The organism is Streptomyces sp. NPDC111516 (assembly GCF_055635345.1).
The window spans coordinates 816149-830069 of the sequence record NZ_JBVKBV010000001.1; the positions used below are offsets into that span (position 1 = coordinate 816149).

The following is a 13921-nucleotide window of genomic DNA, read 5'->3' on the forward strand; positions in this document are numbered from 1 at the left end:
GGGCGGTCCGGGCGGGTGCGCGCCCGGTCCACCGGTCGGTCGGGGCTGCTCGGTCACGTGAGCGTGAGAGTGAGCACGCCGGAGTACGCGCCGGGGGCGGTGTACGCCGGTACGGTCAGCGCGAGCCGGGCGTCGACGGTGAACTCACCGCCGGTGAGGGTCCCGTTCGGCGCGGATGCCAGCGTGGCGCCCGCGCTGCCGACCGGCCCCTCGGAACCGGCCGCACAGGTGCTGGCGCTGCCGGGCTTCGTCGCGCAGACCGGGGTCCAGGCGAGAGCGGATGCGCCGATCGTCGCGCCGCCGGGGCCCTTGAAGTCGGTGACCTTTCCGGTCAGGGACCAGCCGGCGGGTCCGCCGCGGTAGTCCTCGACCGTCACCGTCCGCAGGGAGCCGCGGGAGGCGCCGCCCTTCCCGAAGTCGACCGCCGACATCTCGACGGTGTCCCCGGCCTGGACCATGGAGAGCGTGCCCGCCTTGACGGACGCGTTGAGCTGCTGGCTTCCGTCCGGGATCCCCCCGCCGCCACTCGTGACGGTGTAGGCCTGCGGGCCCGCCCCCCTGGCCGCGTCCCAGCTGCCGCCCTCATAGGCGACGATGCCGGTGGTGGCCGGATCGCTGACGGTGAGCCGGCCGCTGAAGCCGCCGGAGCCGTCCGCCTCTACGGTGGCCGTGTCGGCGGTCTGCTGGTCGCCGGCCCGGCCGGCGAGCGTGATGGCCGCGCCCGGGGTGAACTTCGACCCGGTCACGGTGACCGCGTCACCCGCCTTGCCGGATGCGGCCCCGAGCTGGATGGCACGTTCGTTGACCTGGCCGCCGCCGTCCGTCGCGATGATCGTCTCGGAGACGGGAGCGGGCGGGTCCGTCACCGTGCACGGCGTGTCCAGCTCCATGATGTAGCTGGTGTGGATGTTGTAGTCGCCCGGCGACAGCGTGATCTGGCCGGGCGCGGTGACCGTGAAGGTGCCGGTCATCGAGAACGACGGGAAGGCGCCCTTGCCGGGGACCGGATCGTTCTTCTTCGGGCCCGCGACGGTGACGCTCGCGGACTGCGCACCGCCGACGGTGACCTTGCCGGTCGGCGTCATGATGTCGGCGGGCAGCGCCAGATCGACCGGGTTGCTCGCGGCCGGTTCGACGACGGTGTACGTGACCGTGACCTTGTCACCCACCATCGGGGCGGCGTTGTCGACGGTGATCTCGGCCTTCGTCGTCCCGTCGATCGGCGGGATGCCCGCGATGGCCGGCGGGATGCAGTGCGTGGGGAAGTCCACCGGCACGGAGGCCGTCATCGTGGCCTGCGCGGGGCTCGCGAGCCCCCCTCCCCCGGCGACGACGAGCGCACCCACGCCCAGCGCGGCGGCCCAGCGGCGGCCGCGCGCGGGACGTCTTCGGGCGTCGGTTCTTCGCATGCTGATTCTTCGTACGGTCGGACGCATGGAGCCCCCTCCTGCCGGATGCGGCGCAGCGGCTCTTCTGCGCCGACAGGGGGCCCATTGACGACTCCGGCCGAAAAGAAGTCAATGGCAGCGAAATGCACTGACTGATGGACCATCAGATGCTGTCAAGATCCGCACTGCGCCAAGGAATTCCGCCCGGGGATTCTGCCGGGAGACGCCGTAGGGGGATTCCGCCGACGTCAGCCCGCAGTCACGCTGACCCGCAGCGTGCCGTCGGGGCCGGCGAGCAGCACCGGTGTGTCCGGGCCGCCCAGGTCCCGTACCGCGGCGCGGTCCTCGTCGGACGGGGTCTGCGCCTCGGAGACGACTGCGGCCGCCTCCAGCGAGGTGGCGCCACTGGCCACAGCCATCGCGACGGCCGTCTGCAGCGCGCTGAGCTTCAGCGATTCCAGCCGCACGGTGCCCGCGACGTACGTACGTCCGGTCTCATCCCGTACGGCCGCACCCTCCGGCACACCGTTGCGGGCGCGGGCGCTGCGGGCAAGCGTGACAATCTTGCGGTCCTCGGGGCCGAGGTCGGTGCTCTCAGTCATGTGCCGAGCATACGAACCGGCGGGCCCGTTGCCCGCCCGGCCCCTTGCCGTAACCGGTGGCTCCGCCCGCGGACTCCCTTTCCCCGACCGCCGGAGATGCCCTATGCCCGGTCGAGCCTCAGCCGCTCCGCCTTCGGCAAGCCCGCGACCACCAGGTCGTAGGAGTCCTCGATCAGCTCACGGAGCACCCGGTCCGGCACCCCGGACACCGTCACCGTGTTCCAGTGGCGCTTGTTCATGTGCCAGCCCGGCACCACCGCGTCGTACTCCTCCCGCAGCCGCACCGCCTCGTCCGGATCACACTTGAGGTTCACCGACAGCGGACGAACATCCAGCGTGCTGAGCGCGAACATCTTGCCGAGCACCTTGAAGACGGACGTCTCCGGCCCGAACGGGAACTCCTCGACGCTCGCATTGAATTCCAGGCAGAACGCCCTCAGCTGCTGCGGAGTCACTCCGCTTCCACCCCCTCCTGCCCCACGGGCTCCACCAGCACCGTGACGATCTTGTTCCGGCGGCCCGCCGTGGCCTCCGCCGTCAGCCGCAGTCGGCGGCCGTCCGGCAGATCGACGATCGCCGACGCCCCGGCGATCGGCACCCGGCCCAGCGCCTTCGCCAGCAGTCCGCCGACTGTTTCCACATCCTCGTCGTCGTACTCGTCGAGGTCGAACAGGTCCCCGAGGTCGCCGATGTCGAGGCGTGCGGTCACCCGGAAGCAACCGTTCTCCAGCTCCTGGACGGGCGGGAGTTCACGGTCGTACTCGTCGGTGATCTCGCCGACGATCTCTTCGAGGATGTCCTCGATGGTGACGATGCCCGCCGTACCGCCGTACTCGTCGATCACAACGGCGACGTGACTGCGCTCCTGCTGCATCTCGCGCAGCAGATCGCCGGCGTTCTTCGTGTCGGGCACGAACGCCGCCGACCGCATCGCCGTGGAAACGAGATCGGCCTCCGACTCCCGGTTGATGTGCGTCTTGCGGACCAGGTCCTTGAGATACACGACGCCGACGATGTCGTCCTCGTTCTCCCCGGTGACGGGGATCCGCGAGAAGCCGGAGCGCAGCGCCAGGGTCAGCGCCTGCCGGATCGTCTTGTACCGCTCGATGCAGACCAGGTCGGTCCGCGGCACCATGACCTCGCGTACGAGCGTGTCACCGAGCTCGAAGACGGAGTGCACCATGCGGCGCTCCTCGTCCTCGATCAGCGACTCCGCCTCGGCGAGGTCGACCATCGCCCGCAGTTCGGCCTCGCTGGCGAACGGTCCCTTGCGGAAGCCCTTGCCCGGCGTCAGCGCGTTGCCGATGAGGATCAGCAGCTGCGGGACCGGGCCCATGACCCTGGCCAGCGGCAGCAGGACGTATGCCGCCGCCGTCGCCGTGTTCAGCGGGTGCTGGCGGCCGATGGTGCGCGGCGACACTCCGATGGCGACGTAGGAGACGAGGACCATCACGGCCATGGCGACGGCCAGAGCCTCCCAGGTCTCCGGGAACTCCTTCAGACAGGCATACGTGACGAGCACACCGGCCGACATCTCGCAGGCGACCCGCACCAGCAGGGCGACATTGAGGTAGCGGGTCGGGTCCGCCGCGACCTGTTCCAGCTTCTGGCTGCCGCGCCGCCCCAAGCGGACCGCCTCGGCGGCCCGGAAACTCGACGTACGGGCGATGCCCGCCTCCGCGCAGGCCGCCAGCCAGCCGACGACGACCAGCAACACGGCACCCAGGACGAGGGGAACGCTCACGACACCGTGGGGGCGGGCGACGGGCCGCTCAGGCCGCGCTCGGCACGCCAGCCGTCGACGATCGCGGCCTGGAGGCCGAACATCTCGACCTTCTCGTCCGGCTCCTCGTGGTCGTACCCGAGGAGATGCAGCACTCCGTGGACGGTGAGGAGCTGGAGCTCCTCGTCCATGGAGTGCCGCGTCGACGCGTCCTCGCCCTGCTGCTTGGCGACCTCGGGGCAGAGCACGATGTCACCGAGGAGCCCCTGCGGGGGCTCCTCGTCGTCCTTGGACGGCGGACGGAGTTCGTCCATCGGGAAGGACATGACGTCCGTGGGCCCCGGCAGGTCCATCCACTGGATGTGGAGCTGCTCCATGGCGTCGGTGTCCACCACGATCACCGAGAGCTCGGAGAGGGGGTGGATCCGCATCCGCGCGAGCGCGTAGCGGGCGATGTCGAGGATCGCCTGCTCGTCGACCTCGGTTCCGGACTCGTTGTTGACGTCGATCGACATTGTGCGGCGCGACTACTTCCCGTTGTGGCTGTCTCGGTTGTCGTACTTCTCGTACGCGTCGACGATACGGCCGACCAGCTTGTGCCGGACGACATCCTGGGAGGTGAGCCGGGAGAAGTACACGTCCTGGACACCTTCGAGGATGTCCTGGACCTGACGCAGACCGCTCTTGGTCCCGTTCGGAAGGTCGACCTGCGTGACGTCACCGGTGACGACGATCTTCGAATCGAAGCCGAGCCGGGTCAGGAACATCTTCATCTGCTCGGCGCTGGTGTTCTGCGCCTCGTCGAGGATGATGAACGCGTCATTGAGTGTCCTTCCACGCATGTATGCCAGCGGCGCCACCTCTATCGTCCCCGCCGCCATCAGCCGCGGGATCGAGTCGGGGTCGAGCATGTCGTGCAGTGCGTCGTAGAGGGGGCGCAGATACGGGTCGATCTTCTCGTAGAGCGTGCCGGGCAGGAAGCCGAGCCGCTCGCCCGCCTCGACGGCGGGGCGGGTCAGGATGATCCGGTTGACCTGCTTGGACTGCAGGGCCTGGACGGCCTTCGCCATGGCGAGATAGGTCTTGCCGGTGCCCGCGGGGCCGATGCCGAAGACGACGGTGTGTTTGTCGATCGCGTCGACGTATCGCTTCTGGTTGAGCGTCTTGGGACGGATGGTGCGACCGCGGCTGGAGAGGATGTTCTGGGTGAGTACCTCGGCCGGTGTCTCCGGACCGTCGCCCTCGCCGTTCTCCGTTGCCTTGAGCATGGCGATCGAGCGTTCCACTGCGTCCTCCGTCATCGGCTGACCGGTGCGGAGCACCAGCATCATCTCGGCGAACAGGCGCTGGATCAGAGCGACTTCCGTCGCGTCCCCGGCGGCGCTGACCTCGTTTCCCCGGACATGGATGTCGGCCGCCGGGAAGGCCGTTTCGATCACGCGCAGCAACGAGTCGCCTGAACCCAGGACGGTCACCATCGGATGCTTGGCCGGTACGGTGAACTGGGCTCGCGCCTGGCCCGGCGCGGGGGTCTGGTCTGTGGATGTCTGAGTCATGGGCCGGCTCTGTGGCCTGCACATACCTCCCGTTGGAAGGTTCTCGCCGATCGACAACCTCTGGATTACCAAGCCTACGACTCCGCGCTGACAACACCGAGGGCTTTTACGTACGCGCTGCGAACACGCGTGCCCCGGGTCATGCCGGGCGGCGGAAGCCGATCGTCGGGACGGCCCGGCGCAGCGGCCACGGCCGGGCGGCCGTGGGCAGCAGTTTCTCCAGGAACGCGTAGCGCTGGAGCGCGGCCGGGTCCTGGTCGGCGAAGGTGCGGACCTTTTGCCACCAGGCGGCGATCTCGTCCCAGTCGGGTGCCGACAGCGATCCGCCGAACTCCTGCACCGAGAGCGCCGCGGTCAGTCCGGCGAAGGCCAGTCGGTCGGCCAGGGGCCAGTCCGCGAGGGTACCGGTGACGAATCCGGCGACGAAGACATCGCCCGCCCCGGTCGGGTCGAGGGCCTCGACCTCGATCGCGGGTACTTCGGCGCTCGCCCCGGTCGCCGCGTCCACCGCGTACGCGCCCTCCGCGCCGAGGGTGACCACGGCGAGGGGCACCCGCTCGGCCAGGGCGTGGGCGGCGGCGCGCGGGCAGTCGGTGCGGGTGTAGCGCATCGCTTCCTCGGCGTTGGGGAGAAATGCCTGGCAGTGTCGCAGGTCGGTGAGGGCGTCCAGGTCCCAGCGGCCGGTCTCGTCCCAGCCGACGTCGGCGAAGATCCGGGCTCCGTTCCCGGCCGCCTTGGCGACCCAGGGTTCGCTGCGGCCGGGGACGAGCGAGGCGATGGCGGCTCGGGCGCGGGGCGGGCAGCGCGGGAACACGGATTCCCCGGCGGGGATCGCGGCACCGGGGGTGCCCGCGGGGCCCGGGGCCTCGTGGCCGTGCGAGACCATCGTCCGCTCGTCCTCGTACGCCATCGAGACGGTCACCGGCGAGTGCCAGCCGGGGACGGTGTGCGACATGGACAGGTCGATGCCCTCGCCCTGCTCCAGGGCGTCCCAGCAGTACTCGCCGTAGTGGTCGTCGCCGAACGCCGCGGCGAGCGAGGTGTGCAGTCCCAGCCGGGCCAGCGCGGTGGCCATGTTGGCGACCCCGCCGGGGCTGGAGCCCATGCCGCGCGCCCAGGATTCGGTGCCGCGCACCGGGGCGCTGTCCAGGCCGGTGAAGATGATGTCGAGGAAGACCGTGCCGGTGAGGAAGACGTCGCAGTCGGGGTCCTGCGGGGCACGCAGCCCGTCCAGTGGGTCGATGCCTGGAATGTCTGTGCTCACCTTGCACTCCCCGGTCGTGGCAGATCCGGCCAGTGTGCCCGATGCGCGCCGGTATCCGGAGGGTCCGCGCCGCCGCTTCCGAGGAGCGCCGGCCGGCCTCGCACGCAACGACGCTGACCTGCATAAACGTGCGCTGCTACCCGCATGATCGAAGGGTAAACGCATCTGTGATCCAGATCACACAGAGGCACCTTTCGGCCGACTGGGTGCAGTTGATACAAATTGGGCCCGCGAGCCCCGTCTGCGACAACTGCCGACGCGTGCACCGCCTCCCCTGCATTTCCCGCATTGCTCTCGCCTGTCCTCCCTGCCTCCTTCGCCGCTTCGGCATGTCTTCAGGAACGCCCATGTCCTCGCGCCCTCGCGCCGCGTGGCCCCTGGTCGCCGTGTTCACCGCCGGTTACCTCGCCGCCTATCTGCTCCCCACCATCGTCGGGCGGCTCTCCGTCCATCTCGGTCTCAGTACGGCCCAGGCCGGTCTGGCGGGCAGTGCCCTGCTGCTGAGTTCGGCGACCGCCGGGTTCACGCTGGCGGGCCGGGTCGAGGCGTACGGGCCGCGGAGACCGGCGCGGATGGGGCTCGTGCTGGCCATGGCGGGGTACGGCTGCGCCGCGCTGGCGAGTTCCGTGCCGCTGGTGGTCATGGGCGCGGTGATCGGCGGTTTCGGTTCCGGTACGGCCACGGCGGTGGCCGCGGCGGGCATCGCCGCCCAGCGCGATCCGCACCGGACCTCGTCGCTCGGTCTGCTGAGCGTCTCCGCGACGGCGGGCGCCCTCTATCTGACGATCCCGCACCTCGGCGGCGGCCACCGGCTGCCGTTCGCCTCGATCGCCCTGGTGGCCCTGCTCGTCTGGCCCGCCACTGCTCGGCTCGGCTGCGCCGCGCCCAGCGGCCCCGCAGCTCCCGTCTCCCGTCGGCTGCCGCATCGCCGCTCCGGCCTGGTGCTGGCGGGCGGCATGCTCGTCTGGTCCATGGCGCAGAACGCGCTGTGGGGGGTCAGCAGCCGGATCGGGGTGGTGCAGGTGGGACTCTCCGAGGTCACCATCGGCGCGGTGTTCGCCGCCGCGCTCGGTGCGGGGCTGCTCGGGGTGATGGGCGCCGGGGTGCTCGGGGCCAGGCTCGGCCGGGCGGTGCCGATCGGTGTGGGCACTCTGATCATCGCGGCGAGCATCGTGCTCAGCTCGTCCGCCGGGAACCTCGGCTCGTTCGCGACCGGCGAGATCCTGTGGAACACCGTCTACCCGGTGGTCCTGTCGTATCTGATCGGCCTGGCCGCGTCCCTGGACGTACGCGGGCGCTGGGCGGTCCTCGCGGGCTCCGCTTCATCGGTCGGGGTGGCCTGCGGGCCGGTCCTCGGCAGTGTGCTGTCCGAGCAGGCCGGGTACCCGGTCATGGGACTGATCCTGGGCGCCGTCACGCTCCTGGTCGCGGCCCCGGTCACGGCCGTCGCCCTGCACACCGGTGGCCGTCCGCTGGTGCCGGGATCGGTACGCCGCCGGGGTGGCGCACCGGCCGCGCTGCTCGCCGTCACCACCGGGGCGGTGCCCGGCGCCGTGCCCAGACTGGGCGCGCCCGAGCAGGCCGTCACGGAGATCAGCCTGCCCGTGCGCCGCAGGCGCCCGGTCAGGAACGCGTTCCGGACGGCCGGCCCGTCGGGCGGTTCCGGTCAGTCGAACTCGTACGCCTCGACCTCGGCCAGATAACGCGCCCTGCGCTCCTCGTCGTGGTCGAGGAAGGCAGCCTCGAAGGAGTTGCGGGCCAGCGCGCGCAGCTGCTCGTGGTCGAGGCCGAGCGCCTCGTGGACGGCGTGAAAGGTATCTGCGACGTAGCCGCCGAAGTAGGCGGGGTCGTCGGAGTTCACCGTGCAGAGCAGCCCGGCGGCCATCATGGCCGTCAGCGGGTGATCCTCCAGCGTGTCGATGGCGCGCAGCCGCACGTTGGACAGCGGGCAGAGGGTGAGCGGCACCCGGTCGGCGACCAGCCGCTTCACCAGGTCCGGGTCCTCCATGCAGCGCAGCCCGTGGTCGATGCGTTCGACGCCGAGGACGTCCAGGGCCTCCCGGATGTACTCGGGCGGGCCCTCCTCGCCGGCGTGGGCGACCTTGCGCAGTCCGAGCGCCCCGGCCGCCTCGTACACCTCGCGGAACTTGGCGGGCGGATGCCCGACCTCCGCCGAGTCGAGGCCGACCGCGCTGATCCGGTTCAGATACGGCTTCGCGGCCTCCAGGGTCTGCAGCGCCGATTCGGCGGACTGGTCGCGCAGGAAGCACATGATCAGCTGGGTGGAGATGCCGTGCTTCTCCTCGCTGCGGTCCAGCGCCCGGCCGAGCCCCTCGACGACGGTGCCGATCGGGACGCCTCGGGCGATGTGCGCCTGCGGGTCGAAGAAGATCTCGGCATGCCGGACGCCCTGGGTGGCGGCGCGGGTGAGATACGCGTCGACGAGCTCCTCGAAGTCCTCCTCGGTCCGGAGCACCGCCATCAGCGCGTAGTACAGGTCGAGGAAGGTCTGCAGGTCGTCGAAGAGGTAGGCGGTGCGGAGCTCTTCGGTGGTCGCGTACGGCAGTTGTACGCCGTTGCGTTCGGCGAGCGCGAAGGCCAGCTCGGGTTCGAGGGTTCCTTCGATGTGGAGGTGGAGTTCGGCTTTGGGAAGGTGCACGAGTATTTCACGCTCACAGGTGATGGGGCCGATGTGTGTCAGATGTGCCGGGTGGGCACGGGGATCCGGCCGAGGTCCCGGGCGACGGTCAGTTCGCCCTCGAACCCCGCGGCGCGGGCCTGGACCTCGAAGGCGGCCGGGTCGTCGTACCGCTGCGAGAAGTGGGTCAGTACGAGGTGCCGTACACCCGCGTCCCTGGCCACCCGAGCTGCCTGGCCTGCGGTCAGATGGCCGTGGTCGGTGGCGAGCCGTTCGTCCTCGTCGAGGAAGGTCGATTCGATGACCAGCAGGTCGCATCCCTCGGCGAGCACGTGCACGCCGTCGCAGAGCCTGGTGTCCATGATGAACGCGAACCGCTGGCCGCGCCTGCGCTCGGAGACGTCGTCGAGGGTGACGGAGCCGAGGGCGCCCTCGCGCTGGATCCGGCCGATGTCGGGGCCCTTGATGCCGTGTTCGGCGAGTTTCGCGGGGAGCATGCGGCGCCCGTCGGGTTCGACGAGCCGGTAGCCGTACGACTCGACGGGGTGCGAGAGCCGGTGGCTGCTGAGCGTGTACGCGTCCGTGGTGGCGAGCACCCCGTCGGCGGCGACCGGGGCCTCGGTCAGCTCGACGCACTCGCGGTAGGCGGTCGCGTACCGCAGCCGCTCGAAGTAGCGCTGTCCGCTCGCCGGGTAGTGCGCGGTGACCGGATGCGGGACCTGGTCGAGGTTGATCCGCTGGATGACCCCGGCCAGGCCGAGCGAGTGGTCGCCGTGGAAGTGCGTGACGCAGATCCGGTCGATGTCGTGCGCGGCGACGCCGGCCCGCAGCATCTGGCGCTGGGTGCCCTCACCCGGGTCGAAGAGGATGCCCTCGCCGTCCCAGCGCAGCAGATAGCCGTTGTGGTTGCGGTGCCTGGTCGGGACCTGGCTGGCGGTGCCGAGGACCACGAGTTCGCGTACGGACACGGTGTGCGACCGACCGTTCTAGCCGGGGGGCCACTGGAGTCCGCGGCCGCCCAGGACGTGGGCGTGCGCGTGGAAAACGGTCTGCCCGGCGCCGGAGCCGGTGTTGAAGACGACCCGGTAGCCGGTGTCGACGATCTTCTCGTCGGCGGCGATGTGTCCGGCCTCGCGCAGTATGTCGGCGGCGATGGCCGGCTCGGCGGCGGCAAGGGCGGCGGCGTCCGGGTGGTGGACGCGGGGGATGACGAGTACGTGGGTGGGGGCCTGGGGGTTGATGTCCCGGAAGGCGACGGTGGTTTCGGTCTCCCGGACGATGGTTGCCGGGATCTCACCCGAGACGATCTTGCAGAACAGGCAGTCGGGCTGCGGTTCTCCCGCCATGGGGCTGGCTCCTCGGTCGGTGTTCATCGTTGTACGGGCATGCTAGCTGGCGGGTACGGCCGGGGCGGAGCCCCCGTTCGGGAAGGGAAGGGCAGGGGTTCGGGTGCGCCAGTGGCGGGCCCGAACCCCTGCCCTTCCCTTCCCGAACGCTCCTCTTACGCCCCCGGCCGCTCCGGCGCCCGCTTCGCCGGGGTTTCCGCCAACGACGCGAGCGCGATCCGGATCGCCTCGTCCAGCTGCGGATCGCGCCCCGCCGCATGGTCCTGCGGCGCCATCACGACCTCGACGTCGGGATCGACCCCGTGGTTCTCCACGCCCCAGCCGTAATTCTCGAACCAGAACGCGTACTTGGGCTGGGTGACCAGCGTCCCGTCCACGAGCCGGTAGCGGCTGTCGATGCCGACGACGCCGCCCCAGGTACGCGTGCCGACCACCGGGCCGATACGCAGTGCCTTGATCGCGGCGTTCACGATGTCGCCGTCCGAGCCGGAGAACTCGTTGGCGACGGCCACCACCGGGCCGCGCGGCGCGTCCTGCGGGTAGCTGTACGGCTGCATGCCGCGCGGCAGGTCCCAGCCGACGATGCGCCGGGCGAGCTTCTCCACGATCAGCTGCGAGGTGTGGCCGCCGCGGTTCTCCCGGACGTCCAGGACCAGCCCCTCGCGGGCCACTTCGAGCCGCAGATCGCGGTGGAGCTGCGCCCAGCCGGAGCCGACCATGTCGGGGACGTGGAGGTAGCCGAGGCGTCCGCCGGAGTGCTCGTGGACGTAGGCCCGCCGGTCGGCGACCCATGCGTGGTAGCGCAGTGCCTCCTCGTCGGCGACCGGTACGACGACGACATGGCGCGGGTCACCGCCGTCCACCGGTGAGACGGTCAGCTCGACCGGCTTCTCGGCGGAACCGGTGAGCAGCGGTCCGGGCCCGGCCACCGGGTCGACCGGGTGGCCGTCGACGGCGAGAATCGCGTCGCCGACGCGCACCGCCACGCCGGGTGCGGCGAGCGGCGAGCGGGCCGCCGGGTCGGAGGTCTCGGACGGCAGGATCCGGTCGATACGCCAACTTCCCTCGTCCGTACGGGAGATGTCCGCACCGAGCAGCCCCTGCCGGGCGGAGTCGTCGCGCCATCCGCCGGGCGGTGTCACATAGGCGTGCGAGGTGCCGAGCTCGCCCTGCACCTCCCACAGCAGGTCCATCAGGTCGTCGTGGGTGGCGACGCGCTCCAGCACCGGTCGGTAGCGGTCCAGGACTCCGTCCCAGTCGATGCCGCCCATGTCGGGGCGCCAGAAGTTGTCCCGCATGATGCGCCCGGCCTCGTCGTACATCTGCCGCCACTCGGCGGCCGGTTCGAGGGTCCGGCGGATCCTGGAGAGGTCGACGGTGACGCTGCTGTCGGTGCCGCCGTCGTGGTCGTCGTCACCGGCCGGGACGCGGCTGTCGGACGGCACGACGCGCAGCTTGCCACGGGTCCGCAGGGCGATTCGTCGGCCGTCGCCGCTGACCTCGAACCCGCCGACGTCGGAGGCGAGTTCCTCGCAGCGCAGTTTCTCCAGGTCGTACCGTTCGAGGACGGTCTCGGGCCGGCGGGCGTCGGGCGTGGCGCCGCTCGTGCCGAGCACTCCGGTCACGGGGTGGTTCAGCCACAGCAGTCCGTCCTTCGCGGCGCGCAGCGTGGAGTAGCTGGCGGCCTCGACGGGCAGCGGCACGATCCGGTCGGCGAGCCCTTCGAGGTCGATGCGGGTGACGGGCAGCGCGGTCGGGTTGTCCTCGCCGTCGCCGCTCTTCTCCTTCTCGGTCGGGCGGCCGTGGCGCTGCGGTCCGAACGGGGAGGGCGTGGTGGCGGCGAGCGTCAGCAGATGCGGACGGCAGGTGCCGATGAACGCCAGGTCGAAGACGTGGTCGTCGTAGATCGGGTCGAAGGACCGTTCGGAGAGGAACGCGAGGTGCTTGCCGTCGGCGGTGAACGCCGGGGAGAAGTCCCGGAAGCGGAGCGGGGTGGCCTCGGCGACCGACAGGTCGGCGACGTGGGCGAGCTTGAGCTGCCTGAGCGGTTCGGGCCCGGGGTGCGACCAGGCGAGCCAGGAGGAGTCGGGCGAGAAGACGAGGCCGGAGGCGTCGCCGTGCTCGCTGCGGTCCACCTCGTGGACCTCGCCGCTCACCCGCTCGACGATCAGTACCCGTCCGTCGTGCGTGGCGACGGCGAACCGGCTGCCGTCCGGGGCCGCGGCGAGGTCGAGGACCCTGCCGATGCGGCCCGCGGCGAGCCGGCGCGGTACGGAGCCCGGTGCGGTGCCGGTGGCGGGTGCGCACTCCAGGGCGTCGTCGCCCTCGGCGTCGGTGACCCAGACGACGTGCTGGTCGCCGTCGGCCTGGAAGGCGCGGGGCATTCTGGCCCGTACCCCTGGTTCGACGGCGATCGCGCGGGCCGGGCCCTCGCGGTGGGTGACCCAGTGGACGGCACCGCGCGTCCCGACCGCGCAGCCGCGGCCCGTGCGGTCCGGGGACGCGGCGTCGAGGTGGCTGTCGGCGTGCACGGGGTGGGGCTGGAGGTCGGCGCGCTGGCCGCCGAGCAGGATGTCGAGGCGGCGGGGCGCGGCGCCTTCGAGGTCGTCCAGCAGCCAGAGTTCACCGGCCGAGGCGTAACAGACGCGGGTGCCGTCGGTGGTCGCGTGGCGGGCGTAGAAGCCTTCGGCCTCGGTGTGACGGCGCAGGTCCGAGCCGTCGGGGAGCGAGGAGTAGAGCGCGCCGACGCCCTCGTGGTCGGAGAGGAACGCCACGCGGTCACCGACCCACATCGGGGATTCGATGTTCCCGTCGAGGTCCTCGTGGAGTCGTACGAACTCCGCCGGGCCGTCGGCCGCGCCCTCTGCAGCGATCCACAGCTTGCCCGCGGTGCCGCCCCGGTAGCGCTTCCAGGCGGCGGCCTCGCGCCCCATGGTGGCCGAGAGCAGCAGGACCCGTCCGACGGGCCCGTACGCGAGGGAGCCGACCGGCCCGTACGGCAGGGTCCGCGCGGGCCCGCCGTCGACCGGTACGGCCCTGGCCCAGCTGCGCCGCAGCGACGCCTGCCCCTGGGTGCTGATGACGAGCACGTCGCCCTCGGGCGTCCAGCCGCGTACGGAGGTCCGTGCGTCACCCCAGTACGTGAGCCGCTCGGAGGGGCCGCCGTCGACCGGTGCGACGTGCACTTCGGGCACCCCGTCCCGGGTGGACGTCCAGGCGACGCGGGTTCCGTCGGGAGATATCCGCGGGTTGGTGACGGGTCGGTTGTCGGCGCTGACGCGCCAGGCTCGGCCGCCTTCCAGCGGCGCCAGCCAGACATCGTCCTCGGCGGTGAAGGCGATCAAATCGCCCTGGACATGGGGGTATCGGAGGTAGGCAGGCTGCGTCACATCGATCACCCTAGG

12 protein-coding genes are annotated in these 13921 nt (G+C 71.2%); 1 reads left to right on the forward strand and 11 read right to left on the reverse strand.

The window, feature by feature from the left end; genetic code table 11:
* Positions 1-53: 53 nt before the first annotated feature.
* The 7 genes from ACZ7L9_RS03890 to ACZ7L9_RS03920 all read right to left on the reverse strand — a co-directional run bounded on the left by ACZ7L9_RS03890 (position 54) and on the right by ACZ7L9_RS03920 (position 6533).
* A complete protein-coding gene (locus tag ACZ7L9_RS03890) occupies positions 54-1409 on the reverse strand; it encodes a WxL domain-containing protein (protein WP_471412247.1) in 1356 nt (451 codons plus the stop codon).
* Positions 1410-1636: 227 nt separating this feature from the next.
* The gene (locus ACZ7L9_RS03895; RefSeq protein ID WP_266746118.1) at positions 1637-1990 is read right to left on the reverse strand and encodes a cytidine/deoxycytidylate deaminase family protein; all 354 of its coding nucleotides are present in this window, start codon (positions 1988-1990) and stop codon (positions 1637-1639) included.
* A 101-nt stretch (positions 1991-2091) separates the two neighbouring features.
* Positions 2092-2445, reverse strand: a complete 354-nt coding sequence (locus tag ACZ7L9_RS03900) for an MmcQ/YjbR family DNA-binding protein (protein ID WP_471412248.1) — start codon at positions 2443-2445, stop codon at positions 2092-2094.
* Positions 2442-3734: a hemolysin family protein gene (locus ACZ7L9_RS03905; RefSeq protein WP_471412250.1), complete on the reverse strand. Its 1293-nt coding sequence runs from the start codon at positions 3732-3734 to the stop codon at positions 2442-2444. Before ACZ7L9_RS03905 ends, ACZ7L9_RS03900 begins: the two co-directional genes overlap by 4 nt.
* Positions 3731-4228 (reverse strand): rRNA maturation RNase YbeY, encoded by a 498-nt coding sequence (gene ybeY, locus ACZ7L9_RS03910; protein WP_471412251.1) that lies wholly within the window; start codon positions 4226-4228, stop codon positions 3731-3733. Before ybeY ends, ACZ7L9_RS03905 begins: the two co-directional genes overlap by 4 nt.
* 12 nt (positions 4229-4240) lie before the next feature.
* Complete coding sequence (locus ACZ7L9_RS03915; protein ID WP_471412253.1) at positions 4241-5269, reverse strand: PhoH family protein; 1029 nt, start codon at positions 5267-5269, stop codon at positions 4241-4243.
* Between the two features lie 139 nt (positions 5270-5408).
* Positions 5409-6533, reverse strand: coding sequence for a carbohydrate kinase family protein (locus ACZ7L9_RS03920; RefSeq protein ID WP_471412255.1), 1125 nt, complete (start codon positions 6531-6533; stop codon positions 5409-5411).
* 347 nt (positions 6534-6880) lie between these two features.
* On the opposite strand from ACZ7L9_RS03920, the gene ACZ7L9_RS03925 reads away from it, so the two are divergent.
* On the forward strand, positions 6881-8236 hold the full coding sequence (locus tag ACZ7L9_RS03925) for an MFS transporter (RefSeq protein ID WP_471412256.1): 1356 nt from the start codon (positions 6881-6883) through the stop codon (positions 8234-8236).
* Here the strand turns inward: ACZ7L9_RS03925 and ACZ7L9_RS03930 are convergent.
* From ACZ7L9_RS03930 to ACZ7L9_RS03945, 4 genes are all read right to left on the reverse strand, one after another.
* A complete protein-coding gene (locus tag ACZ7L9_RS03930; protein ID WP_471412257.1) occupies positions 8200-9192 on the reverse strand; it encodes an adenosine deaminase in 993 nt (330 codons plus the stop codon). The two genes, ACZ7L9_RS03925 and ACZ7L9_RS03930, sit on opposite strands and share 37 nt — an antisense overlap.
* A gap of 38 nt (positions 9193-9230) precedes the next feature.
* A complete protein-coding gene (locus tag ACZ7L9_RS03935) occupies positions 9231-10139 on the reverse strand; it encodes a ribonuclease Z (RefSeq protein ID WP_471412258.1) in 909 nt (302 codons plus the stop codon).
* 18 nt (positions 10140-10157) lie between these two features.
* Positions 10158-10517, reverse strand: a complete 360-nt coding sequence (locus ACZ7L9_RS03940) for a histidine triad nucleotide-binding protein (protein ID WP_471412261.1) — start codon at positions 10515-10517, stop codon at positions 10158-10160.
* A gap of 155 nt (positions 10518-10672) precedes the next feature.
* Positions 10673-13906, reverse strand: a complete 3234-nt coding sequence (locus ACZ7L9_RS03945; protein ID WP_471412262.1) for a S41 family peptidase — start codon at positions 13904-13906, stop codon at positions 10673-10675.
* Between the last annotated feature and the right edge of the window lie 15 nt (positions 13907-13921).